Consider the following 26,650-nt stretch of genomic DNA (forward strand, 5'->3'; position numbering starts at 1 on the left):
CTGGATTACCGACAATCTAAGACAGAAGGGCTTTCCAAGCTTCAATTACCTTTCCCTCATCCAATAGCTTACGGGCATACTGATGAAGCTCACGTTCGCGATTTGTAATATCGCCGATTGTGGCATCCAGTATTTGTTTAAGTTCAGGATCCGTTTGAAACTGCGCAATTTCGTCATCACTTGGGAGCTGCTCAACATTTCCTAATTGACCCAGATTATTTCCTGTGAGGACATTAGAGTTCCTGATTGTCTTTGGAATGGTATCCACCCCTATTCCCAAAGTGCGGACCGGTTTTTCAACCTGGAAAAGATTATCTTCAGTGACACGGCAGTACCAATCCCCTCCTAGTCTTGCCACCAGATCGATTTTTACCTGATCGATCTTGCCTGAACTATCCAGAATTTCTTCACTGATATGAATACGTTGTATTTCAGCTATGACCAAATTACCAGCACCAGCATTGTCGCCCAGTTGTATAACCTGCTTTACCTTACATTCCATTTGAACAGGCGATTCACCAACCCTTGGCGGCCTAACCAGATCCGATGCCAAAGCTGTCAACCCTGACTTGATAAATTCATTAACTCCTTTAGGATATTCAACACTTGCAAGCGATGTTTGCATCACCATATTGTAATTAACAATATTGATCACGCACTCAGGAACCTCAATAACATTCTCAAGGCTATGTTTTGTTGTATTGTCCCTAACTCTACGCGCCGGCGAAAAAATGCAAACCGGCGGATTCGTGCTGAACATATTAAAGAAGCTGAACGGACTAAGATTTACGTTCCCCTCTTTATCGATTGTGGACACGAAACAGATCGGTCGAGGCGCAATTGCATATTGCAGATAGTTTTGCAATTCGACAGTAGTGAGATCTGAGGGGTTGAGGGTTAACATCTTCTTTGTTGAGCCAGGGATCAGGGACCATGAATCAAGATTCCAAAGGCAACATTTACCGTTATGGCTTGATTTCTTTTCCCTGTGTTTTTTATTTGTTCTTTTTCAATTTAAGTATCGACCAATCCGTATCCGCCTTACGAATAGTATTAGTCAGGCGTCCGAGCCCGGTTATTTCCATTTCAACAATATCACCTGACTTCAGCCATTGTGGTTTATAATTTGGATCCTTTAATAGCCCTGTTCCATTCAGTTCAAGAAAACATCCTGTTCCAACAGTTCCTGATCCGATAACATCACCCGGTAAAATATCTACACCATAAGAGCATCGTTCTATGATCTCAGCAAAGGTCCAGTCCATATCTGCCATTGACCCTGAAGAAACCTCGATTCCATTTACCCAGCACTTCATAGAAAGGTCGTAAGCATTTCCTGTGTGACCTTCTTTTGGCGAGGTTCTAAACTCCTCAAGTTCGTCGGGTGTTACTAACCACGGTCCGATTACGGTGGAAAAGTCTTTCCCCTTTGCTGGACCGAGATTAAGCAGCATTTCTTCCATTTGCAGCGTTCGTGCACTAAGATCATTCATAATCATGTATCCGGCTATATATGAATCTGCTTCAGCGGCTGGGATATTTTTTCCCTTTTTTCCAATCACTATCGCTGCCTCCAGTTCAAAATCAAGCTTTTCAAAATGATCTGGCATACATTCGATATCACCAACTCCCTGGATCGCATTATGATTGGTGAAATAAAAAATTGGATATTGATCAAACTCCGGTATCATCTCAACGCGCCGGTTCTTTCGAGCCGATGCTACATGCTGCCGAAAGGCGTAACCATCCCGGCAGGATGAAGGATGGGGTACAGGGGCGAGCACCTCATAGAAAACTTCCTCTTTTGCTTCCTGTTTCCCTGATTTGATCTGTTCATTAACCTTTTTAGCCCGCTCCATCAGTTCTTCTCCTCCACTCAAAAACTCATTCATATTATCGGGAATAAGCTTATCACAAGAATTGAGATTATATATATGTCCTTTTATAAAAACACCGAGGTGTTCACGGTCTTCAGTTTTATAGGAAACTAATTTCATAGCGTTTCGTTTTGGTTAGCGGAGTATTCAAAACTACTGAATTGGATTAAGGTTTTTTGAAAAATGAGAATTTGCGTATTGAATGTTGGATTGCTTGTTAGTTGTGAGTTACCAGATTCAAAACGACAAAGCCAAACGATTCAATCTTATAACCGTCATATTCTAGTACCTTTCCGCTAGGGCTTGTCCTGTATTTTTTCTTCCCATTTTGTCCAAGCGACATTCGGATGAGTCTTTGATACTTGATTCTATTGAAACTTTCATTACTGGAAATCGTTACCTTTGCATTACCAATTATACAACCAATAAATTCTAATCTATGCCAGTTTATCATACATTAGGATCTATTCCTCATAAGCGACATACCGTTTTCCGTAAACCGGATGGAACGCTCTATGCTGAGGAATTGGTCTCTACTGAAGGATTTTCCAGCCTATATTCACTGGTTTATCATACGCATCCACCTACGATTGTAAAGTCGTTAGGTGAGCCCTATTCGGTTGAACCCACTATTGTCCGGGAAAAGCACCTGAAACATACCAGTCTTATTGGTTTTAATATCAAACCCGAAGATGATTTTTTGGAAAGCCGAAAACCAGTGCTTGTAAACAGCGATCTTCATATTTCTTTGGCTGCTCCGCGAAAATCAATGACTGACTATTTCTATAAGAACAGCCAGGCTGACGAGGTAATATTTATTCATGAGGGAAGCGGAATTCTAAAAACTGGATTTGGTAAAATAAAGTTTGCATATGGTGATTATCTGGTTATCCCTCGCGGAACCATATATCAGATGGAATTCGATAGCGAAAGCAACAGGCTTTTCATAATTGAAAGTTTTAGTCCGATAAGAACCCCTAAACGTTATAGAAACGCCTGGGGTCAGCTAATGGAGCATTCGCCATTTTGCGAACGGGATATCAAAAGACCGCAAGATCTGGAAACCAATGATGAAATCGGGGACTTCAAAGTCTTAATTAAAAAGCAAGGCTTAATGTATCCTTATATATATGGAACCCACCCCTTCGATTTCATAGGCTGGGATGGTTTTCATTACCCATGGGCATTTTCCATTCATGATTTTGAGCCCATCACCGGGAGAGTACATCAACCGCCGCCAGTACACCAAACATTCGAAGGACATAATTTTGTGATATGCTCGTTTGTACCACGTAAGTATGATTATCATCCTGAATCGATCCCGGCACCTTACAATCATAGCAATGTAGATAGCGACGAGGTACTTTATTATGTTGACGGCGACTTTATGAGCCGAAAAAGTGTAGTCAAAGGCCAAATTACTCTACATCCCGGGGGAATTCCTCACGGACCTCATCCGGGAACTGTTGAGAAATCGATTGGCAAGGAAAAAACAGAAGAACTTGCCGTGATGATCGATCCATTTAAACCTTTGATGCTTACAGATTATGCCATTAGCATTGAAGATGAATCTTACCATAAAAGCTGGCAGGAAAACGTCGAATAGCAGCTTCAAAAATTGAATTATGAAAACAGAAACCACCGAAAATAAAACTCAAAATACCGATTTCCTCCCCTTAAACGGCACGGATTATATAGAAATGTACGTGGGGAACGCAAAGCAAGCTGCGCATTTCTATAAAACCGCCTTTGGATTTCAAAATCTGGCCTATGCGGGCCCGGAAACTGGTGTAAAAGATCGAGCTTCCTACGTCCTTATCCAAAACAAGATCAGACTGGTACTCACCACTCCATTATACCCCGAACACCCAATTTCGGAACAGCTGACCAAACATGGTGATGGAGTTAAAATCATTGCTCTGTGGGTAGACGATGCCTATAAATCTTACCATGAAACCGTGTCGCGTGGTGCGGAAAGTTACATGGAACCCCAAACACTCGAAGATGAAAACGGCGTTCTAAAAATGAGCGGGATTTATACATATGGTGAAACAGTGCATTTATTTGTGGAACGAAAAAACTATCATGGCCTTTTCATGCCCGGTTTTGCAAAATGGGAGAGCCATTACAATCCGGAAGAGACCGGATTATTGTATGTCGACCATTGCGTGGGAAATGTAGGCTGGAACCAAATGGATAAGTGGGTGAAATTCTATGAAGACATTATGGGCTTTAAAAACATCCTGACATTTGATGATAAGCAAATTTCCACTGAGTATTCTGCGTTGATGAGCAAAGTTATGAGTAACGGCAATGGGTATGTTAAATTTCCAATTAATGAACCGGCAGAAGGGAAAAAGAAATCCCAGGTAGAAGAATATTTAGATTTCTATGGAGATGAAGGTGTTCAGCATATTGCTATTGCGACAAACAATATCGTTGACACAGTAACTAAACTTCAGGACCGAGGTGTAGAATTCCTAAAAGTACCAACGGTATATTATGATGACCTCGAGGCGAGAGTCGGAAAAATAGAAGAAGATATTGAGCCCTTAAAGGAATTAGGCATACTTGTCGACAGGGATGAAGAAGGTTACCTCCTTCAAATATTCACAAAGCCTGTTGAAGACAGACCGACGCTTTTTTTCGAAATAATCCAGCGTAAAGGTGCAAAGTCCTTCGGAGCGGGCAATTTCAAAGCCCTGTTTGAGGCGCTGGAAAGAGAGCAGGAGTTGAGAGGTAATTTATAAGAACATTTCTTAACAAGCGATTATACTACCTCAGGGCTCGACATTTAAAGCTTTTTCTCAAAAGTAAAAACGTTTAAGTGCCGAGCCCTGGCTTCACACAAGGGTTTAGCGCTGGAAACCATCATTCCGATTTTGATGATCCTTATAAACTAACACCAGCAATCCAGTAAGCAAAATCCCCAAAGGCTCTGTGTTTATATTACGAATTCTTTAAATCATTTCGGTAAAAGCCTCAAAATAATATCTTTGTTAAAAAACATATAGTTTGAAGAAACGAATAGCCATTTTTGCCTCAGGTTCCGGATCTAATGCCCAAAAGATCATGGAGTATTTCAAAAAACATGATGACGCGGAAGTTGCTATTGTACTTACAAACAACCCAGAAGCATACGTATTGCAGCGTGCAGACAATTTTGAAATACCCTCACACATTTTCGATAAACATGAATTTACGAAAACTAATGACATTGTTCAGCTTCTAAAAAACCTTCAAATTGACCTCATCGTGCTGGCTGGTTTTTTATGGTTGATTCCTCAAAATCTCTTGAAAGCCTTTCCGAACAAGATCATTAACATTCACCCGGCTCTTCTGCCAAAATTTGGAGGCAAAGGTATGTATGGTGATAAAGTCCATCAATCAGTACTGGATGCAAAAGAAGAAGAATCAGGTATAACTGTGCATTTTGTGAATGAAAATTTTGACGACGGCGAGGTAATCCATCAATCCCGGTTCCGGATTGAGCAGGGGGATGATCTGGAAATGATCAAATTCAAGGGTCAGCAATTGGAGCATTTGCATTATCCTAAGGTTGTGGAAGGATTGCTCAAGAAAATGAAGAGTTAATTATTTGGTCCAGGGGCAGACTTCTTTTTATCTCCCTTTTTTATCGATTCTATTTTCTCGTTCCCCTTCAAAAAAACTATCTTTGCGGCTTCAAGTAATATTTTTCAATGAGCCATCCTGTCAAGATTAAAAACGCCTTAATTTCAGTCTATTACAAAGATAATTTAGAACCGCTTATCCGGCAATTGCATGCTGATGGGGTTACTTTTTATTCCACTGGTGGAACCGAGAAATTTATTCGTGACCTTGGCATTGATGTTATTCCCGTTGAAGATCTGACAGGATACCCTTCCATCCTGGGAGGGCGGGTGAAAACCCTTCATCCTAAAGTTTTTGGTGGTATCCTAAACCGTCGTGAAAACAAAGAAGATCAAAGCCAGATCGGAGAATATGAGATTCCGGAAATTGACCTGGTAATCGTTGATCTATATCCTTTTGAAGAAACAGTCAAATCTGGTGCAAAGGAAGAAGATATAATTGAAAAGATCGACATAGGCGGCATTTCACTCATCCGTGCTGCCGCAAAAAACTATAACGATGTAGTTATCATCGCATCAAAAGACGATTACAAAACCTTAGGTGATATATTAACAGAAAATGGTGGGTATACCATGCTATCTCATCGTAAATCATTTGCCCGCCAGGCTTTCAATACGTCATCGCATTACGATACAGCAATTTTCAATTATTTCAATCAGGAAGATCCGATAGGAGTGTTCAAATACAGTGAGCAAAAAATAAGCACTCTGCGGTACGGCGAAAACCCGCATCAGAAAGGTTTCTTTTATGGTGATTTAAACGAAATGTTTGAAAAGCTTAATGGCAAAGAGCTCTCATATAATAATCTTGTGGACGTTGACGCTGCAGTTTCATTAATTGATGAGTTCGAGGAGCCGACATTTGCTATATTAAAGCATACGAATGCATGTGGTATAGCTTCTAAGGACTCAATTCTGGAAGCCTGGAAAGCGGCCCTTGCCTGCGATCCCGTTTCCGCCTTCGGAGGGGTTTTAATATGCAACCGAGAAATCGATGCAGATACCGCCTCAGAAATAAACAACCTTTTCTTTGAGGTGCTAATAGCACCTTCATACCAAAATGAAGCACTTTCTATCCTAACCGGCAAAAAGAACAGGATCATTCTTAAGAGAAAAGAAGTTCAGCTTCCGACAAAGCAATTTAAAACACTTCTAAATGGTGTGATCGAGCAGGACAAAGATTTGCAGATCGAGGGCGCAGAAAAAATGGTGTCGGTTACAGACAGGAAACCAGATGAGGAGCAACTGAAAGATCTAGCTTTTGCTAATAAAATTGTTAAACATACTAAATCAAACACAATTGTATTGGTAAAGGATAGCCGTTTAATTGCCAGCGGAGTAGGTCAAACATCGCGCGTAGACGCCCTTCAGCAAGCGATTGTGAAAGCCCGGGCATTTCACTTCGATCTTTCAGGAAGTGTCATGGCTTCTGACGCATTTTTTCCATTCCCAGATTGCGTGTCAATAGCTGCTGATGCTGGTGTGGTCATGGTATTACAACCGGGCGGTTCTATCAAGGACCAGGATTCCATAGACATGGCAAACAATAAAGGCATAGGCATGGTTACCACTGGAATCAGACATTTTAAGCATTAAGAAGATAAGTGTCATGAATTCTGCCTGAGGCGGCTTATATGAAACGACAATCGAATAAGTACTGACGCTCCACAATAACGATTACCAAAAAAGAGTTTATCTTAGCAAACATTATCAACATCTAACATTACACGAATGGGTTTATTTAATTGGTTTACACAAGAGATCGCGATTGACCTGGGCACCGCAAATACTCTTATTATACATAACGATAAGGTTGTTGTGGACGAGCCCTCGATTGTGGCGTTTGACCGTACAACAAACAAGGTTATCGCTATCGGTCGGCAGGCAATGCAGATGGAAGGTAAAACGCACGATAATATCCGGACGGTGAGACCTTTGAAAGATGGTGTAATCGCTGATTTCAATGCTGCAGAGTACATGATTCGTGGTATGATCAAGATGATCAACAACGGTAAGGGTTGGTTTTTTCCATCTTTGCGTATGGTGATCTGTATTCCTTCAGGGATTACAGAAGTCGAAAAACGCGCGGTACGTGACTCTGCTGAGATAGCTGGTGCGAAGGAGGTTTATTTAATTCATGAGCCAATGGCAGCCGCGGTAGGGATCGGTATCGACGTGGAAGAGCCAATGGGAAATATGATCATTGATATCGGTGGTGGAACTACTGAGATTGCGGTTATTGCTCTTTCAGGAATTGTCTGTGATCAGTCTATCCGTGTCGCAGGTGATAACTTCGACAGTGATATCGTTCAATATATCCGTCGTCAGCACAATATTATGATTGGCGACCGCACAGCCGAAAAAATTAAGATTGAAGTTGGTGCAGCATTACCTGAATTGTCGGACCCTCCTACCGATTATGCTGTTCAGGGGAGAGATCTGATGACAGGGGTTCCAAAACAGATTACTGTCTCATACACTGAAATTGCACATTGTCTTGATAAGTCGATTTCAAAAATTGAAGAGGCGATCCTCAAAGCATTGGAGATCACTCCGCCGGAGCTTTCTGCAGATATTTACCAGACTGGCATTTACCTAACAGGTGGCGGAGCACTACTTCGTGGGCTGGATAAGCGTATCGCTGCAAAAACTAAACTCCCTGTGCATGTTGCAGAAGATCCCCTGCGTGCAGTTGTAAGAGGAACAGGTATCGCACTGAAAAATATCGGTAATTTCAAATTCTTAATGCAGTAGAGAGTTGGACGTTATACGTGATAAGTTTTACGTCTTAAACAGAAGGATACTAACTCCTAATTCGCAATTCTTAATTCGTAATTAATACCCATGCGTAACCTCTGGCTTTTCATAAGTAAGTACAACGCATTTTTTTTGCTGGTCATTTTCTTCACCACTTCATTAATATTAATGGTGAATAATAACTCATATCAGCGCGCCAGTGTTTGGAATTCTTCCAATCAGCTTGTTGGCAGCACCTATGAAAAGGTGAATCAGTTCAGCAGCTATCTTGTTCTTGGAAAGACTAATGACAGTCTCGCTGCGGAGAATGCACGACTTCGGAACCTTTTAAAATCATCCCTGTTCAGCGACAGCGTTAAACAAGTACAAGTTAACGATACTCTCCTGAAACAGCAATACACCTATACAGTCGCCAAGGTTATAAATAATTCAGTTCATCAAAAAAATAACTATATAACTATCAATCGCGGTAAAAAACATGGCATTGCAAAAGGCATGGGAGTAACGTCGGCAACTGGAGTGGTTGGTATTGTTCTGAACGTATCGGATAATTTCTCAACGATCAGGTCGCTACTACATACAGAAACTAAGGTAAGTGCAAGCGTTGATGGCAATATTGGATCGCTGGTATGGGGTGAAGGCAACTTTGACGCACGTTATGCAATACTGAAAGATATTCAAGCCCATCTGGTTGTTAAAAAGGGTTCAAGGGTGGTCACCTCTGAATTTTCTCTTTTCCCGCAAGGAACAAATATTGGCAAAGTGTTTAAAACCGGAGTCAAAGGAGACGACAGTGCATTAAACATCCAGGTTAAGCTTGATACGGACTTTTCAGCGCTTCAGTACGTTTACGTGATAACCAACATGCTTTCCAATGAACAATTGTCTCTTGAAGCTTTAAACAAAGTTGAGTAATGGGAAGAGCGATAATTGTTAATACAATAAGGTTTATCCTGCTAATAGCAACACAAGTTTTTCTCCTGAAAAATACAGGCTATTATAATCTGAGCGTCCCTTATCTTTATATATTGTTTATTCTTTTACTGCCCTTCAATATTCCAAATGGGCTCCTCTTTTTGCTAGCATTTATTACAGGAATTTCAATCGATGTTTTTTATGATACCTTAGGCTTGCATGCCCTTGCATGCAGTGTTATGGCTTTTGTGAGGATAATATTTATAAGTGTGACTGTCCAAAGGGATGGATTTGATAATGAACCAGAACCACGTCTTGGCATTATGGGATTTAGATGGTTCATATTTTATGCTCTTATTCTAGCATTTTTCCATCACTTATTTTTGTTTTCATTCGAAGCCTTCAGAATCTCGGAATTTGGATATACAATAATCCGAGTTTTGTTGAGCGCATTACTCAGCACTTGCCTGATCCTGATTACCGAATTTGTCTTTTACCGTAAAAAAGTTCGCTAGTCAGCCTACCTATCTGCGCTTTTCAATTAACTTTCGATCTCCGCTCATTTCAGGAACATAATTCAGTCCCGGGGTTAGGTAATACAAAAGTATAAGCCGGGAGTACCGGTAATTAAATGGCGAAAGAATCACCACTGCCGGGAAAATAACTGCCATATACAGCCAAGGATTTGTAGTATTCCCGGTAATAAGATACGTGACTAATCCTGCCAGGATCATTTGCAATACATTGAATCCATAACTTACGAACATCGCCACATAAAAGTAACCCGGTTCACGTTCAAATTTGAGGTTACAATGCGGGCAATTGTCGTTCATCTTCTGCGATTTAAACCCATACATAGAATTTTGAAAAACATCACCCCTTCTGCAGCGGGGACATTTCGAATGTACAAGGGCGTAGAATTGCGAGGTCTTACGATTATTATTCTCGGTTGATGCTTTCATCTTTAATTGTTTTTTTAAATTCTTCAGGAGTTAACCCAAGATGTTTCTTAAATGCTTTAGTGAAATAGGAGTTATCTTTAAAATTCAGAATGCCTGCAATTTCTGAAATGCTCAGTTCAGGGTTTATTAGCAAGCGTTTTGCCTCGAGGAAAACCCGGTTTCGGATCACTTCACCAGCTGATTGTCCAAGTAGATCGTTACACAATGCATTTAAATGATTTGGTGTTATGTAAAGAAGTTGGGCGTAGTCTTTTGGTAATTTCAAAATCTTATAGTTACCAGAAATAAGCTTTTGGAAATTCTTGAGCAAGGTATAATTATATGACGACTTAATTTCGGGTTCTGCTGAGGGACCAAAACGAGAAACCAGCAGAAAAATGTTAATCATCAAAATTTTAATCATAAAAAATTCCGAGCCTTTATTCTCAACGCTTTCCACCAGGATCTCATCAAACAGGTTTTTTATTTTCGGACGGCTTTCTCCAGGGATATTGATAACAGAATCGGAAGCATTACCGCGGAAAAAGTTAAATGATTCTATGAAATCAGGATTCAACAGAAAGGAATTGAACACTTCGGGGGAGAAATTAATTACATACCCGTCTACAAAGCCCTCAAAATCCCAACTGTGAACTTGTCCCGGAATCATGAAATAAATTTGAAAGGGCTGTATAGTAAATGTTTCAAAATCTATAGAATGTGTGCCTTTCCCCTCTGTGAATAAAACGAGGTGATAAAAGCTATGACGGTGAGCCTGACGCAGATTTGTGTGGGTTTCGTAATATGGCGCAAAACGGCTGATCAGGAGATCTTCCTTGCGAAACTCGGAAACGGAACTGATATCGTAGACAGGAACCTGTTTTGACATATACAAATTTACCCATATCTGAACTCATATTATGGGACAATTCGTGGAATAAATGGTACTATTTACTTATTGACATAAAATTCTAACCCAAATAATGAAATCTGGAAATGCCCGTTTGAAATATAATGGACGAGCAATTATTTTAGAAATTTATTACGGAAGAAACTCCTCATCAGCAGCCTTAAATAGAAATTTGAATTAATTGTTTCTTACTTTTACAGTCTGATTCCAGCTCACATACAAGCACGCTTAAAGCTGCGTTAACCGAAATATTATATAAAAATTAATGAATAGTTTTTTTGCCAGAAAGTTTGTTGTGCAGGGGATCTTTATTGCCATAGCAATTATTCTGCTGATGCGATTATTTTACATCCAGGTCGTCAGCGATGAATATATGCTTTCTGCGGAGAATAATGTTATTAGGAGACTTCCGGTTTATCCTGCAAGAGGCGTAATTCTTGACAGAAAGGAGCGGATTCTTGTGCAAAATGAACCTGTTTATGACCTGATGGTCATACCAAGAGAAGTTAAACCTTTTGACACACTTGAATTTTGTAAACTTATTGGCATTGACAAAGTAAGATTCGATCGACAGTTTAAAAAGGCCCGAAATTACTCACCATATAAAGCGTCTATTTTCGAAAAACAGCTTTCCGTCCAAATTTATGCATCATTCCAGGAGAGATTATCTGACTTTCCCGGATTTTTCGTACAAAATAGAACAGTCCGCCGCTATCCGGATAGTATTGGGGCCCATTTTGTTGGCTATATCGGCGAGGTGAATCAAAAAGCAATTGAGAAGTCCGGCGGCTTTTATAATCTTGGAGATTACATTGGCATCACTGGTGTAGAAAAATCATACGAAGATTTGCTACGCGGGCAGCGTGGCGTACAAAATCTTATGGTTGATGCGCTAAACCGGCCGAAAGGACACTATGCAGACGGCAAATATGACACCGTTGCAGTTTCAGGAGAGCATATGGTTTCATCTCTTGACAAAGAACTTCAGAAACTTGGCGAAAAGCTAATGAAGAATAAGATCGGCAGCATAGTGGCTATCGAACCTTCCAGCGGTGAAATTTTATCCTTTGTCAGCAGCCCGGGATACGACCCAAACCTCATGGTCGGTCGCCAGCGCGGCAATAATTACATGGCACTTCTTAACGACACCTATAAACCGATGTTTGTGCGCCCAATCCAGGCTGAGTATCCTCCAGGTTCAATTTTTAAAGTTGTTAATGCCCTTGTCGCTCAACAATATGGGATGATAAATGAAAAAACCATGTTCTTCTGTCCTGGTGGGTACAGATATGGCCGCAGGGGTTGGATGGGCTGCACGCATGTTCATGGATCTATTGATCTTCGTGGATCCATAAGGGAATCGTGCAATACATATTATGGATACACCTACGCAAGAATGATCGACCAGGCAGGTATGAGGCCGGTCAATGCATATAAAAGGTGGAGGAATTCCGTTTCAGCATTCGGCATTGGAAGCCCGCTTGGAATTGATCTGCCAGGAGAACGTAAGGGACTGTTACCAACTGACGAACTTTATACCAAACGTTTCAGGAATGATAAGTGGGGTTCATCGTACACGATTTCCTTATCTATTGGACAAGGAGAACTTGGAATTACTCCTTTACAAATGGCTAATGTAATGGCAATTGTTGCCAACCGGGGCTTCTTCTATAAACCCCATTTGATTAAAGCCATCGGAGATGAAAAAGTTGTTAAAGAGGAATATACCGTTAAAAATAGCGCAGGAATCAATTCTAAATATTTCGATGTGGTCATTCAGGGAATGAGCGAGGTGGTGAATCAAGGATGGGGAACAGCTTATTATTCCAAGATCGATAATATTGAAATGTGTGGTAAAACCGGAACGGTTCAGAATCCGCATGGTAAAGATCACTCTGTGTTCGTGGCATTCGCACCCAGAAACAATCCGAAAATCGCAATTGCAGTTGTCGTTGAGAATGCAGGATTTGGTGCTACATGGTCTGCCCCTATAGCCAGTTTGATGGTTGAAAAATACCTAACCGATTCGATCTCCCGGCCTAAAGCTTATATGGATAGACTCCTCGAAGCAAATCTTTTGCCCGGAATACCTAAGCCAAAGGTCCCTAAAAAAGGAGCCACACCCGACAGCGCGAAGGGAAAAAATCAAGTTCAAAAACCTGCAACCCCAACAACTACAACAAGATGAATAACCAGCGGAGCCTCTTCTTTAATGTTGACTGGTTTATCATATTAACCTATCTAACTCTGTGTATTATTGGGTGGTTCAATATCCATGCGGCAGTATATGATCCTGAAAACCCAAGTATTATTGATCTCGATACAAATTATGGTAAGCAACTGATCTTCATTATATCAGCTGTAATAATAGGGTTCGTAATACTCCTGCTAGAAGGAAAATTTTTTAATGCCTTTTCCCCTATTTTCTATGGTATAACTTTATTGTTGCTGGTCTTAGTGCTAGTAATCGGAAGAAATGTTGGGGGCAATCAGGCCTGGATTCCTATCGGAAGTTTCAGATTACAACCTTCTGAATTCGCAAAATTTGCGACATGCCTGCTGTTAGCACGTTATTTAAGCTCAGGCACAGTTAAAGTTCAGGATATCAGGACTCAGGTTATAGCTGCTTTTATAATTTTGATTCCAACTGCCCTGATCCTTTTGCAGCCCGATGCAGGGTCCGCCCTTACATTTAGTTCCCTGATTTTGGTCCTCTACAGGGAAGGCCTTTCAGGATATTTCCTGGTAATTGAAGGTCTGTCAATCTTATTATTTGTTCTTACGGTCCTCTATAATAAATATCTTGTCATTGTCGGCGTGATGTTGCTCGCGGGGCTTTTAATATATCTTTATCGGAAGAACCGAAATATGATAACCGTCATTGGTGTCGGGCTTGTTTTCTCGGTTGTTTTTGTATTCTCTGTGGACTTCGCTTATAACAGCATATTAAAGCCGCATCAAAAAAATCGTATTGATGTGATTCTAGGAAAAGTTAACGATCCACGGGGCATAGGTTATAACCTGAACCAGTCCAAGATCGCTATTGGATCAGGCGGATTGTGGGGAAAAGGATATCTACAGGGAACGCAAACGAAATACAATTTCGTGCCGGAACAAAGTACCGATTTTATTTTTTGCACAGTTGGCGAAGAGTGGGGATTTGCAGGATGCTTTGTAGTAATTGGCCTTTATCTCTTCCTGCTGCTGAGGATTGTTATAATCGCGGAAAGGCAGCGTTCTTCATTCTCCAGGATCTATGGATACGGGGTAGCATCTATCCTTTTCTTCCACTTCTTTATCAATATAGGTATGACCATTGGTCTGATCCCCGTAATTGGTATTCCCCTGCCATTTCTAAGCTACGGGGGTTCATCGCTATGGAGCTTTACGATATTGCTATTTATTCTGCTTAAGCTGGATTCAAACAGAATGGGAATTATTTAGAGAAACGGCGGTTAAGTATCTCGTAAAACTTATCAGCAACATCCTGCTTCGCTCCCCAATTGTTCTTAGAGGCATAATTCTGTTTTAGAAAATTATCAGCAGCTTCAAAGCTGTCGAATCTGTTTAAGAGTTCAATTGCCTCGCTATAAGCCAGGCTATATCCGTTAAAAAGATCCCTAACAAATGACAGCTTATCGTTAAGGCTTATCAGGCTCTTTAGATCCTTAGTCTGACGTAAGTTAAATTGACTCGCAATAGTTGCTTGCGAAATATTCCTGGAAAGAAGATCATTGACCGTAGGGACTGCAGGTTCCTCTTTTGGTAGTTCAACCGGAACTGCTATCGTACGCTCAGATATAACTACTTCCTTGACATGAATATTTTCTTCAGTTTCCTCATCTTCATCAGCCACCACTTCCTCTATATCATCTTCTGTCTCTTCCTCAAAATCAATATAGTCTTTGTCGTCCTCAACCACAGGTTTTAGCCTTGTCTTTTCGTCAATTACTCTTTTTTCCTCTTCAGTTAGGGGACGGTCAAAAAGAGCATCAGGCTTTTTCTCCTCAAACTCAAAGGTCATGGGGGGCTCCTTCTCTAACTCAAACTTCCAGTCTGCGACAGGTTCTTCTGCTTCTAGTTTGTATATATCCGGCTCCTCTACAGGAATTGGTTCGGATTCTGGCTCTTCAGGTTCCTCCACGTTGTTGTTCTCAGCTACGGGAGGATCTGCCGCTTGCTGAATCGGTGTTTTACTAAGATTTAATTTGACTAATATTGACAAGTGATCAGAAAGGAAATTAGCATTAGCAGAAAACAGCTCCAGTTCTAACTCATTATGATTATCCGGACTTTGGGAAAGATACTCATACTGTTCATTCAATTCAGCAAGTATGCCACCGACCTTTTTTAAAATTTCCTTTTTATTCATCCTCATTAAAATATGCTGACCAGATCATTTATTTGGTTCTCAGGCATTAAATCGATATTTCAAAGATAATTACAATAACGCATTTTTTCCCATTGAAATTCAGATATTAGAAGTCTTAAACAAACGGGTGAAAGGATAAGATGTTATTTAGTGAGCACAATTTTAAACGGCGAAAAGAACTTGGAGGAAGTATTGAAATTATTTGCGGATCCATGTTTTCGGGCAAAACAGAAGAACTAATTAGACGGTTGAGGAGAGCTCAGATTGCCAAACTAAATGTCGAAATTTTTAAGCCCAAGACTGATACACGTTATGATGAAACATCTGTAGTATCTCACGATCTTAACTCGATTCATTCTACTCCAGTTGAAAGCGCTAACTCCATACTCTTACTCGGTGCGAATACAGAAGTGGTAGGAATTGACGAAGCTCAATTCTTTGATGATGAATTACCCGACGTATGTAATAAACTGGCAAACAGAGGTATCCGTGTGGTAATTGCCGGACTGGATATGGATTTTCAAGGAAGACCTTTCGGACCAATGCCAGCATTAATGTCTATTGCTGAACTTGTAACCAAGGTTCATGCTGTGTGCGTTCAATGCGGTGGTCCGGCAACGTATTCCTACAGAACCGCTGCGAGCGAAGCAAAAATCCTGCTTGGGGAAAAAGAAAGCTATGAGCCAAGATGCCGGATGTGTTATAATTCGAGTTCAGATATATAGGTAATCAGATACATTGACTCTCCTTTTTCAAGGCAACACTTAATTAATGATTCCATTCCTTGAGACCCTATCCAGAATAACATGTACGTCGACAAGAAATAGAGCAATTCTTTCATTAATTAGAAAGAAAGTATCAAGTATTTATCATTCCGATATTTTTTAATTTTAGAGATAAAATCATCTGAATGAAGAATTTAAATCAGATTCTAAAAGCTGGCTTACTGGTTGGGACACTCGATATTCTTGCTGCGTGTCTCCAATTCATTTTAAATACCCGCAAGGAGCCTTCGGCAGTATTCAAATTTATAGCAAGCGGAGTGTTCGGAGCCAGAGCCTTCAGTGGAGGCTATGTGATGGCGTTTGCAGGCCTTATTTTCCACTACCTCATCGCACTAGCATTTACCGTCCTATTCTTTTTCTTATACCCAAAAATGCATTCTTTAATCAAAAACAACGTGTTGATCTTAATGATTTACGGCACTTTCGTGTGGTTAATAATGAAATTTCTTATCATTCCGCTTTCAAACACCCCCTCTCAGCAATCTACGTATCTCGGCGCAGCAACTTCAGTTACAATCCTTATAATATGCGTAGGAATTCCACTTTCAATAATCGCTGAGCGGAAAACCTTTTTAAAGAAGTGATTATTTTGCTACGATAAGCTTAAGGGCTTTTTCCTTCGCTTTGAACTTCATTCTGTAAACGTAAATCCCTGCCTCAAGCCCTGAAGAATCCAAATTTATAGTATAATTACCCTTCGGTAAACTAGAGTTAACAAGTTCACGCACTTGCTGACCGGTGATACTATAGAGAATGATCGAAGTCATCCCAGGTTCCGGAATACTAAAATTAATTGTAGTTAATCCAACCGTAGGGTTTGGAGAATTTTGCTCCAGTATAAAATCATCTTGTGGAATAACAGGTCCAGGCTGTATAACCTCGTTATATTTCTTTTGCGCGGCCAGTGCACTAGCCTGTAAATCCGTCAAATTATCCCCTGCTAATAAAGCAAAAGCGACTTTTACTGATCCGTTTACCGGTATCGTTAATGGGCCGTAACCACTTACAAACATTACGTCAATTCCATTCGGCGTGTTTTCACCCAGTGTAGTCGCCTTTATGCCGCTGGATAAGCTTTCATACTTCTCAGAAATACTTAGTCCGCCCCCACTTTGAGATGGGTCACCAACTATTTGATCAGACATCGGGTAATACGAGGGAGCAAATTCAGAGGTAAGCAGCTTGACTCCGGCAAATTTGCCAGTTCCTGTTTTTGGGAACACCATTCCCAGCCGATTTAAGGGATCAAACCTGGTGACGTCACGACTAGACGGATCGACATCCCAATCCGTCAATATTCCGGCATACAGACCACTTATTGTTGCAGTGCTGGTATTTCGGATCTCATACTCAGCAATAGTATATTTATCGTCAGGTGCGGATGCAAATGCCGTCTGTGTATGTTTAACCCCAACATTCACCCGCGATGGATTTGCTGAATCCTCGAACTCAGATTGTGCTTTGAAGGCCGACTGACTATCTTCCAATTTACCGACCCGTACCTTTTTTACGAAATGCTCGTCGGTTCCTCCCTTATCATTCCGGGCATTGTTAGAAACCTTTGTAGGTGAACTGCCAATCATCAGCGAAGCTTCAAACAGCAGCTGCTCATTCATGTATGTAAATCCTAAGCCTTTTGTGCCCTCGGGGCCGCTGAAACCAATCCTGCCATTACTACTTATGGTCGTTCCAATTTTATTGACACTTATGTTCAAATAATCAAGTGCAACACGGATAGTAAAACTCTCGGCATCGTTATACCCGCCAGCCGCAGTATAAGTGAGTTTAAAAATCACATCCTCATTATCAGAAACACCCGGCTTTATAAAAACGCGGAATGCTCCAACCATAGCCTGAGTTTGCAAGGTACCTAAAGAGGAGACATTTACCTGTTCATCAATTACCTGAACGTCGGGATTATCAGAGCTCAGCCGGACAACCAAACCCGAAACAGGCGATAAAAAATTCTTGAGATCAAAAAATATTCGCAAGGTGTCCCCGGGTGGAATAGAACCGCGGCTCTTATCAATTAACGTTATCTTTTGATGTCGAACAGAAGGCGGACTTTCCGTCACCGCCCGGAACACATTTAATCTTCCTTTCCCAATCAGACCGACAAAGTTCAAATTTCCCGCATCGATATTGTCGGAAGTCACCCTTATTTGTTCTTTTACCTGACTCATGTCAAAGTTTGGAAACCGGGTTTTGACAAGGGCGGCCGTTCCTGAAACAAGCGGAACTGAAAATGATGTCCCACGTGCAATTGTATAATTATTCCTGTTCCCAGTCGAAAACGTCTCCCCTGGAGCAGAAATAGAAACGTGTGATCCATAATTTGAAAAACTGCTCTTTTTGTCGAGGTTATCGACGCTTGTTACCGCCATTACCCCCTGGTAAACTGCTGGGTATTCAGGTTCAATCGACCCCTCATTCCCAGCGGCGGCAATTACCAGACAACCCTTTGCTATCGCATAATTGATAACATCCTGTCCGTAAGCACCTCCTGCGGGACCACCCCATGAGCAATTGATAATATTAGCACCATTGTCGGCGGCATACTTAATTCCTTCATAGCCTCTGTAAATCGCAGTCGCATTATTATCGGCTCCAGCTTTCACAATCAGGAGCCTTGCGTTAAACGCAACACTGCTTATGCCGATCCCATTGTCTGAAACAGCTGATGCAAGACCGCTAACGCGAACTCCATGATCGGTTGAATCACTTTTAACATCAGGATCGTTGTCTTCAATCATGGTGGTGTAACTCGCACCCACCAAATCTTTTCCCGGAAGTATGATATTGGGTCTGAGATCTTCATGATCCAGATCTGATCCGGAATCGACAATGGCTATGATAATTCCCGACGAATTCCTGATCACATTCCAGGCCAGGTCGGCTTTTATTTGCCTTAAATAATTTTGGGAAGAATTATAAAATTGGTCAGATGGAATGTATGAAGTATGATAAATGTAGCTTGGTTCGGCATATTCAACAATTGGGTTTTCCAGAATCTCATTGATAACCTTTTCTATAGCATTGCTCCCGCTGAACCTAAACTCATAAATTCGATCGAGACCAATACTACTAGAGGGATCATAAGTTTGTTGCGGCCAATTTGCTGACTGAACAGTTGCCTTAAAGAGTTGCTTAACATCCTTCAAATCAGCCGTAGTAATATTAAGAGAATTCGAAGTGAGAGTAGTCGTGGCAGCTCTTATCTGATTGATACTGCTGCCATCTCTGAATTTGATGATAACCGTATTCGGTAAAAAGTCATTTGCGCCGACGCCATTGGGAAGTTTAAAGGTTCGGGGACTGCTGGTCAAATTACTCTGACCATATACTGTTAATCCAAGAAAGCAACAAATTAGCAGTAAAAGTCTCCTCATATAGCAGCGTTTCCCAAAAATAACAAAATCAGGCCATAACTGTATAACGATCAACACTCTTCGGAGATAAATTGTCTCGCATTTATCAATCCTGCGTTAATGAATAGATATTAATGAAACACTAATTCAGCGGATATCGTATAAAAACCATCAGCGGAGAAAAACGAAAGATGCTTCTTGAAAAATTAAATACAGTGTTGTGCGTAAATGATAACGAAATCACATTATTCATTCTAAAACGCACCATAAGCAAAGCAAACTTCGCCGAGCAGATAGTGGAAAAAAAGGACGGTAATGAGGCGTTTAGGTATTGCCAGCAGCTTGTAGATAAAGGTGAATATCTAAATGGCAACTATCCGAAAGTTATCTTTCTTGATCTTCAGATGCCGGTCCTGGATGGATGGGAGTTTATGGACCAATTCACCACCCGGATATGGCCTTTCTTCAAAGAAACAAAAATTGTTATTACCTCACAGTCTGTAGATCAAAGCGATATACTACGCGCAGAAAAATATCCCTTTGTTATTGATTTTCTTAAGCATCCTATCTCAGTTAATTACCTTCTACAACTCCATGGAGCACTGATGAAAGAATATAACCTCCACAATTGTCCTGAATAGAGAAATTAACAACAAACCCCTTAGAGTGATCTGAGGGGTTTTTTGTTCAAGTGGGAAATACTGGGTTCGAACCAGCGACCCCTACCTTGTCGAGGTAGTGCTCTAAACCAGCTGAGCTAATTTCCCTGGCTGTTATTAACTTCAAATGTTGCTGCAGCGCTTCCCGGCTTACCATCAGCAGTGATTCCTTGAATTACTACTACGTATTTTCCAGACTGGTCAGACGTATAAAAACTTACTGAGCTTTTCCCGTTCTTGTCAGTCCTGACATTTGGCGACCAATACAACAGTTGCCTCATATCTGGCAAGCGTGATGACCTCTCTACTTCAGTCTCATATAATGGTGAGAAAAATTCCCGCTGAAGCTGTAAGCCTTCATAATCAATTACCAAATCACGTGGATCCAGTTCGAAACCCTCCAGGTTACCTTTGAATGATGTAAAATTAACAATACTATTGAATGTTGTGTCTCCAAGAAAAGAATTTTTAGTCGACACTTCAAGTCTTTGGATCTTAGCGGGATCATAGGCCATAATTTTGTTGCCTCGATCGAAAATTGGTACTCCGTCCAGGATTATTAAGGGAACAGAGCCTACCGGTCCGGAAGCTGTCTTTTTGTCAACTACCACGTTAAAATTATTACGTTGTCTGAAAATAACTACCGCAGGAACATACTCTCTCAAAACTTCTTCCGTTGTTTTGAAACGCACAAAATCATCGAGGTTATAAATAAACTCCGGCTGGCCGTAGAATGAAGTGCTATCGACTGAGGATGCTTTAAAACTTCTAAGCTTGTTTGCAAAATATACGTTCTGAACCTGTGTATTTACATGGTGATCCTGTAATAAGGAATACGAAACCCCGGGTACTTTGAATACACCTGCCAAAGTTTGTGGCAGCGCCTCGGAAAATGGATTGCTGATTTCAATCACATAAGAACTGTCCTGCATTAAATTAGTCTGCACCACAGCCTCGCCCGGGCCCTGGAGACCTTTAGTGAAGAACCTGATTTTCCCATTCTCATCACTTCGCGAAGAATAAATCTGCGTCCTCTTAGATGGAATTGACAAAAATGTCATTATACCAGATGCGGGACGGCCGGTATTGCGATCTTTAATGGTGCCGGTTATAATATGCCCATCAAATTCAGGTATATGATTTATCACCGGCTCCTGACCTTTCAATACGTCAGTCCACTGAAATCTACGCCAACCATGCGTTAGCATCAGATTATCTAGCGCCTGATCAATTTCAGATCCGCTTTCCCGAAAATAATAGTCCGCTTGTTCTACATTGCCCTTCAGCTCAGAAGAAAGCCATTGATAGTTGAAAAAATCGGTTCCTGAAGCCGAACTCAGGGAATCCAATTTATATATCGCCACAGACATATCTGCTTCTGCCGGCCTGTTGTTCAGTTGAGCTTCCACGCCGATGTTCACCTTATTCCTTTGGCTGTAATCGCGCTTATCTGTCGTAGCCTGAATAGCCAATTGTCTTTTCGGGCGTTTGAAATATAAGCGTTCGGCCACGGGACGGAGGTCGGAATTAAAAATAGTGAAATGAGATATCCCCTCATCTAATTTCGCAATATCAACGTTAAATGAAGCTGTCCCGTTTTCAATCACACCAACCTCCGCGACCTTTGTTTGCTGCCTATTATGTATAAAAAGATAAACTGGCCCACTGTTTTGAACGGAATTGACTTTAACATTTACCTGCCCGGGACCAGCTGTGATAACTTTGAGATTATAACCCGATGTACGAACAGTTGGGAGTTCAGCAGATACGGTCTGTGAATTGCCTTTTACATATACGATAGCCCGATACTTCTTGTTTGCAGCCGGCATAAAAGAGAAATTACCAATACCGAACTTTAATGGCTGAAACCTGGCAACCGTATCATTACGCTCATCAATTACCGCTCCACGGAAAGATTCCCCAAATCCTCCGCTATTTGTAACCCGAAATGCAACTTTATTCTCAACATTTGCTAGAAGGTTTCCTCCTTCCGGGAAAAACTGAACATCATAGCTCAACGCAGACACAGGTTCCACGCCCCCTGGAGATAAAGAATTTAGTATAGTTATCTTTTTTTCAAAAAACAGGTCGGGACCAAAGTTCATCATCCAGCTGGTATATGCTCTTAAAACATAGTTTCCTGATTGTAAGGATAAGGGCAAAAAGACCGAACCATTACCTGACCCACCATTTATAGGAATCTTGGTTTGAAGTACTGATTTTTTATTAGCATCGAAAAGTTCGAGGTAAGTAACTTTACTGAGAACCGATGGTCTATTTGTTGCGGCATCTGTATTATATGATTTGAACCACATTAATTCACCAGCCAGATAAAACTCCCTGTCAGTGTGAATAAATACCTTCTCATAATATGCACCCGATTGATATCTTTCAAATGCCGCTTTGACTTGAGTAAAGTTCTGCTGAGCCAACGCTGAATTAAGGGAGATCAGCAAAATTACAAAGATTGCCATCGCTCGGAGGCTGTTCATAATCCCTGGAAGTCTAATGTTCATATAACTCATTTCATTCGTCACTTCTAATTTTCTGCAATGGCGTTCTGATACTACCAAAACGACGGTTTAGTACTGTTTCCTCTTAACCTGCAATCAACGCAAATGGGGTTGGTTAACTGCTGGGTTCGGGAAAGCCGAATGTGGGTACTTCCGTTACCGCTTATAAATCCTTCCACAACAAGATAATTCAGTACTCCTGTTTCTAAAGAGGGATCGTAAGGCTCCCGGCATCCGGAGAGGACCAAAATGATATAACTTGCTATTTTAAGAGCCCGAACCACGATTAAAACTTAATATTGTAATTAACAAACGGGATCGCGCTGCCAAATACAGAAAGCTTATACCCTTTTATTTCAGTCTTCTCTGAGATAAAGTAAGTAGAGTAAGCGTTTTTCCTTCCGGTAAGATTGTAAACCCCAAAAGTCCAGAAGTTATGTGTCGTTTGACTTACTCGATGATTTCCATCAACGTTCAAGGAAAGATCCATTCTGAAATAATCCGGCACGCGATAAGCATTCCTGTCCGAATACAAAGCCCTGAAAGATCCCGAATAAAAATATTTACCTATCGGTACAGTCACTGGTCGTCCGGTGCTGTATGTACTGTTGAATGAAAAACTTATACGGTGTGAAATTCTAAAATTGCTTATCAGCGTTACGTCATGAGGCTTATCATAATTTGAAGGATAGTAATCCCCATTATTAACGACCTCGCCGGCGTTCGGATCATCCTGCTTCAAAAGGGTCCTTGAATACGTATAACTAAGCCAGCCATTGAATTTACCCGTTAACTTTTTAATCATCAACTCCAATCCGTAAGCTTTCCCTTCTGTATTGAAAACAGCATTTTCGATATCGTGGTTCATCACGATCTTCGAACCACTTTTATAATCTAAATAATCCTTCAGTTGCTTATAGTACACCTCTGCAGACGTTTCGATGGTATTAGCTTTGAAATTTTTATATAGTCCGAATGATACTTGATCCCCATATTGCGGCTTTATATTTGGATCACTGAGCTTCCAGATATCTGTCGGTGCAATTGCTGTTGTACTGGACAACATATGGATATATTGCCTAAGGGTGTTGTATCCTGCTTTAACTGAGAAATCTTCTGTAAGAGCATATCGTGCTGACAAACGGGCTTCAGGCCCATGATAGGTTTTAATTAAATCCCCCTTTGCATATGAAGTGGTTCCCGTAATACTCGTTGGGTCGCGGGTGACATTTGGAGCATATTGGTTCACTTTTTTCGGACCCAGGTAATTAAACATCGAATACCTGACACCGAAATCAACGGAAAATGCAGGCGTGATATCAAATCTATTTCCGAGGTAAAGTGCGCTTTCCTGAGCTTGTTCTCTTTCCAGCAAGTCAGGCATCACCAGGGATTCGGAACCACGTGGCTGGAAATTCCCGGGATCGACTATGTATCTGATCGTATTAAAGCCAAGATCAATTGTATATCTTGAATTAAGGAAATAATTAAAATCCAGTTTTCCATTCAGCTGCTGAATCCCAAAATCGAGGTCGTAGGCGTTTACACTGCTGTTTTGGGTATGATTGTTATACGAATATTTGTCGAGCCCCGTTGTCGCTACTGCTACCAGCTTGTCGTTGAAAGCATGCTTCCACTTGATGGAAAAATTAGCATTCTTATATCCAAATAAAGTATCTGTATTCAAATTAGAAGCATCGCTGCTCATATACCCCGTAAAATAAAGATCATTTTTATCGTTCACTTTATTTGTTAGCATCAGGTTGAGATCATAGAATGACACCTTGCTATCCTTATAAGAGGCGTCGTCTGGCAAAAGCTTCATCAGCCAGTTTGAATACGTTGTGCGGCCGCCCAATATAAATGAAGACTTGTCCTCAACAATCGGCCCTTCGACGTTTATACGACTTGTGATCAGACCAAGCCCCGCAGTTCCGGTTATCTTCTTCATGTTTCCGTCGCGGCCATTTACATCAAGAACAGACGAAAGGCGCCCTCCGAATCGAGCCGGAATACTGCTTTTATACAATTCCACATTCTTTACGACCTCGGGGTTAAATGCAGAGAAAAGTCCAAAAAAATGGGTTGGGTTATAAATTGTAGCGTCATTGAAAAGTATAAGATTTTGGTCCGTTGCCCCCCCGCGAACATTAAATCCTGTGCTGGCTTCCCCAACCGACTTCACGCCGGGCAAAGTCAAAACAACTTTCAACACGTCGGCTTCCCCAAAAACCGCCGGAACCTGCTTAATTGTAGCGATACTTATCCTCTCCACACCCATTTGCACATCCTTAATGTTCGCAACCTTATCAGCGGAAATGATGACCTCCCTCAGCGATGTTATTTCCGGCTGAACGTCGAAATTCAGCTTTCCGTTCGAATACAACATGATACGACGCTTGGTATCTTTTATCCCCATCGCCTTGATATTTAATGTGTGCGCACCTTTAGGCAGGGTAAGATTATAAGAACCAAACTGGTCGGATGTTGTGCCGATACGGGGATTATCAACATAAATTGCAGCGCCAACCAATGCTTCCCCTGTCTTAGCATCTCGCAGATCGCCGCTAAGGGTTGCTGTGCCGGTTAAAGAGGACGTGCGTATTCCAACTTCATACAATTTATTCTCAGTCGTCGCTATAACAGGCCCAGCTTCATTAGTTGTACCTAGATCAGTTATTTGAGTCTCAATTATGGCTCCCTGGCTGCGTGAAGCGAATAGACCTGCCGGAAGCTCAGTATTGATTCTGCGCCCGCGAGTCAGATAAACTCGATTATTCCTGTCAATTGCAAATGAATAATTGGTATTCTTGAATAGCTCAGAAAAAACATCACTTATGGGCTTGTTGTTTACATCAAGATTTACCCTGAGACTGTCAAATTGCGATTGGTCGTAATAGATCTTGTATCCAGTTTGTGCTTCCAACTGTTTGGCAAACTGCTCTATTGTAAGATCTTTGAAATTGCCACTTATTGGCTTTTTATCTTGTGAAAAGCCGCTGCTGCAATAGAGGACTAGAATAATAACAACCAGGCGGAAGATATTAAACTTCATAAGCTGATCTTGTCATAATAGGTTAATACCCGTACCATCGACTGTTCAGGAGTTTCCTTCTTCCGAATTTTATTACTTTTCGCATCTTGCTCAAATTCTCTTTGATGTTGCTGCAATTCCTGCTTTTTATCCCCGAGGATATTCAATAGCGTACCCATACTTTTCACTGGCTGGTATCTGCCATTCTTTTGAAGAAAATACCCGCTTTGTTGTTTACCGTAATTAGTCACATAATGACTTTCCTGAATGCCTTCAAACATATTTTTAGTATAAAGGCCAAGGAGCGTCGTTTTACCATCATGGAGTACCTTGTAGAATTTATCCGGCATATCTGCAGATCCAGGCAATTCCCTGTTAACCGGCACAAAAGGATGTTCTCCTATGCGGAAATAGCTTACTTTTTTGTTGTTCAAGGCTATTCTTGAGTTCATAGTAGGATGTTGTACCACCACTTCATTCCGAACGATATCGTACCACATAATAACGCCTTTGTAAAGAATACCATCATAAAGTATTTCGCCAGGCACCGGTTCATTTGTTTCGAAAAATGCATAGCCGTCATGTATTGGGTACCTGGGTTCTACGTTCTCGCTGCCAGAGTATATTGCTGCGTTGATTCCCACAGCAGCGATGTAATAAGATAATGCTTTTGCTAAACCAGGGGAGTTAGAAGTCGTATCAGCGATAAGCTGGGCCTTAGAAAAGATAGGTGAAAACGCCAGGATATTAACAAAAACCCAAAATATTCTCCTCATTGACAATGATTAAGTTCTTCAAAAGTTAAAAGTCATGGCTGGCTTTAAAGGTTTACTTATTTCAGCCCTACTAAACCTATTAATAAAATTCTATGAAAGCAAAGGTTTTGT

At 41.1% G+C, this 26,650-nt stretch carries 21 protein-coding genes and 1 tRNA gene; 12 read left to right on the top strand and 10 right to left on the bottom strand.

From position 1 onward, the window contains the following. Positions 1–16: 16 nt before the first annotated feature. Complete coding sequence (locus tag B5X60_RS07720) at positions 17–904, bottom strand: flavin reductase family protein (protein WP_079702011.1); 888 nt, start codon at positions 902–904, stop codon at positions 17–19. A 91-nt stretch (positions 905–995) separates the two neighbouring features. Next, a complete protein-coding gene (locus B5X60_RS07725; RefSeq protein WP_079702012.1) occupies positions 996–1,997 on the bottom strand; it encodes a fumarylacetoacetate hydrolase family protein in 1,002 nt (333 codons plus the stop codon). Between the two features lie 319 nt (positions 1,998–2,316). Here B5X60_RS07725 and B5X60_RS07730 point away from each other — a divergent pair, with 319 nt between their 5' ends. The 7 genes from B5X60_RS07730 (at position 2,317) to B5X60_RS07760 (ending at position 9,696) form a co-directional block, all read left to right on the top strand. After that, on the top strand, positions 2,317–3,483 hold the full coding sequence (locus B5X60_RS07730) for a homogentisate 1,2-dioxygenase (protein WP_079702013.1): 1,167 nt from the start codon (positions 2,317–2,319) through the stop codon (positions 3,481–3,483). A gap of 19 nt (positions 3,484–3,502) precedes the next feature. Continuing rightward, the gene (gene hppD, locus B5X60_RS07735) at positions 3,503–4,627 is read left to right on the top strand and encodes a 4-hydroxyphenylpyruvate dioxygenase (protein ID WP_079702014.1); all 1,125 of its coding nucleotides are present in this window, start codon (positions 3,503–3,505) and stop codon (positions 4,625–4,627) included. Positions 4,628–4,892: 265 nt separating this feature from the next. After that, positions 4,893–5,471: a phosphoribosylglycinamide formyltransferase gene (gene purN, locus B5X60_RS07740; protein WP_079702015.1), complete on the top strand. Its 579-nt coding sequence runs from the start codon at positions 4,893–4,895 to the stop codon at positions 5,469–5,471. A 107-nt stretch (positions 5,472–5,578) separates the two neighbouring features. Further along, positions 5,579–7,105 carry a bifunctional phosphoribosylaminoimidazolecarboxamide formyltransferase/IMP cyclohydrolase gene (gene purH / locus B5X60_RS07745; protein WP_079702016.1) on the top strand — a complete coding sequence of 509 codons (1,527 nt, stop codon included), beginning with the start codon at positions 5,579–5,581 and terminating at the stop codon, positions 7,103–7,105. A 135-nt stretch (positions 7,106–7,240) separates the two neighbouring features. Further along, positions 7,241–8,263 carry a rod shape-determining protein gene (locus tag B5X60_RS07750; protein ID WP_079702017.1) on the top strand — a complete coding sequence of 341 codons (1,023 nt, stop codon included), beginning with the start codon at positions 7,241–7,243 and terminating at the stop codon, positions 8,261–8,263. Positions 8,264–8,353: 90 nt separating this feature from the next. Then, positions 8,354–9,181 (top strand): rod shape-determining protein MreC, encoded by an 828-nt coding sequence (gene mreC, locus B5X60_RS07755; RefSeq protein WP_079702018.1) that lies wholly within the window; start codon positions 8,354–8,356, stop codon positions 9,179–9,181. Then, the gene (locus B5X60_RS07760; RefSeq protein ID WP_079702019.1) at positions 9,181–9,696 is read left to right on the top strand and encodes a rod shape-determining protein MreD; all 516 of its coding nucleotides are present in this window, start codon (positions 9,181–9,183) and stop codon (positions 9,694–9,696) included. The genes mreC and B5X60_RS07760 overlap by 1 nt, the downstream gene beginning before the upstream one ends. A 9-nt stretch (positions 9,697–9,705) precedes the next feature. Here the strand turns inward: B5X60_RS07760 and B5X60_RS07765 are convergent, their stop codons facing one another. Both B5X60_RS07765 and B5X60_RS07770 read right to left on the bottom strand, forming a co-directional pair. Then, on the bottom strand, positions 9,706–10,143 hold the full coding sequence (locus tag B5X60_RS07765) for a DUF983 domain-containing protein (protein ID WP_079702020.1): 438 nt from the start codon (positions 10,141–10,143) through the stop codon (positions 9,706–9,708). Next, positions 10,121–11,011 carry an AraC family transcriptional regulator gene (locus B5X60_RS07770; protein ID WP_079702021.1) on the bottom strand — a complete coding sequence of 297 codons (891 nt, stop codon included), beginning with the start codon at positions 11,009–11,011 and terminating at the stop codon, positions 10,121–10,123. The genes B5X60_RS07765 and B5X60_RS07770 overlap by 23 nt, the downstream gene beginning before the upstream one ends. 286 nt (positions 11,012–11,297) lie before the next feature. Here B5X60_RS07770 and mrdA point away from each other — a divergent pair, with 286 nt between their 5' ends. Together mrdA and rodA are read left to right on the top strand one after the other, a co-directional pair. After that, positions 11,298–13,220 carry a penicillin-binding protein 2 gene (gene mrdA, locus B5X60_RS07775; RefSeq protein ID WP_079702022.1) on the top strand — a complete coding sequence of 641 codons (1,923 nt, stop codon included), beginning with the start codon at positions 11,298–11,300 and terminating at the stop codon, positions 13,218–13,220. Next, the gene (gene rodA, locus B5X60_RS07780) at positions 13,217–14,476 is read left to right on the top strand and encodes a rod shape-determining protein RodA (RefSeq protein ID WP_079702023.1); all 1,260 of its coding nucleotides are present in this window, start codon (positions 13,217–13,219) and stop codon (positions 14,474–14,476) included. The genes mrdA and rodA overlap by 4 nt, the downstream gene beginning before the upstream one ends. Here rodA and B5X60_RS07785 read toward each other — a convergent pair. Further along, entirely contained in the window at positions 14,469–15,404 is a 936-nt protein-coding gene (locus B5X60_RS07785) for a hypothetical protein (protein ID WP_079702024.1), read from the bottom strand. The genes rodA and B5X60_RS07785 overlap by 8 nt on opposite strands. Before the next feature lie 140 nt (positions 15,405–15,544). Here B5X60_RS07785 and B5X60_RS07790 point away from each other — a divergent pair, with 140 nt between their 5' ends. Together B5X60_RS07790 and B5X60_RS07795 are read left to right on the top strand one after the other, a co-directional pair. After that, positions 15,545–16,129, top strand: coding sequence for a thymidine kinase (locus B5X60_RS07790; protein WP_079702025.1), 585 nt, complete (start codon positions 15,545–15,547; stop codon positions 16,127–16,129). 185 nt (positions 16,130–16,314) lie between these two features. Beyond that, entirely contained in the window at positions 16,315–16,773 is a 459-nt protein-coding gene (locus B5X60_RS07795) for a hypothetical protein (protein ID WP_079702026.1), read from the top strand. On the opposite strand, the gene B5X60_RS07800 is transcribed toward B5X60_RS07795, so the two are convergent. After that, entirely contained in the window at positions 16,774–19,578 is a 2,805-nt protein-coding gene (locus B5X60_RS07800) for a S8 family serine peptidase (protein WP_079702027.1), read from the bottom strand. Positions 19,579–19,748: 170 nt separating this feature from the next. Between B5X60_RS07800 and B5X60_RS07805 the strand changes: the two genes are divergently transcribed. Beyond that, entirely contained in the window at positions 19,749–20,198 is a 450-nt protein-coding gene (locus tag B5X60_RS07805) for a response regulator (RefSeq protein ID WP_079702028.1), read from the top strand. 51 nt (positions 20,199–20,249) lie between these two features. Here B5X60_RS07805 and B5X60_RS07810 read toward each other — a convergent pair. The 4 genes from B5X60_RS07810 to B5X60_RS07825 all read right to left on the bottom strand — a co-directional run bounded on the left by B5X60_RS07810 (position 20,250) and on the right by B5X60_RS07825 (position 26,539). Further along, positions 20,250–20,324, bottom strand: a tRNA-Val gene (locus tag B5X60_RS07810). Beyond that, the gene (locus B5X60_RS07815) at positions 20,315–22,732 is read right to left on the bottom strand and encodes a hypothetical protein (RefSeq protein ID WP_139377395.1); all 2,418 of its coding nucleotides are present in this window, start codon (positions 22,730–22,732) and stop codon (positions 20,315–20,317) included. Before B5X60_RS07815 ends, B5X60_RS07810 begins: the two co-directional genes overlap by 10 nt. 283 nt (positions 22,733–23,015) lie before the next feature. Then, a complete protein-coding gene (locus tag B5X60_RS07820) occupies positions 23,016–25,784 on the bottom strand; it encodes a TonB-dependent receptor (protein WP_079702030.1) in 2,769 nt (922 codons plus the stop codon). After that, a complete protein-coding gene (locus B5X60_RS07825; RefSeq protein WP_079702031.1) occupies positions 25,781–26,539 on the bottom strand; it encodes a hypothetical protein in 759 nt (252 codons plus the stop codon). Before B5X60_RS07825 ends, B5X60_RS07820 begins: the two co-directional genes overlap by 4 nt. Between the last annotated feature and the right edge of the window lie 111 nt (positions 26,540–26,650).

Origin of the sequence: Daejeonella lutea, assembly GCF_900168015.1 — a bacterium.
GTDB classification, from domain to species: domain Bacteria; phylum Bacteroidota; class Bacteroidia; order Sphingobacteriales; family Sphingobacteriaceae; genus Daejeonella; species Daejeonella lutea.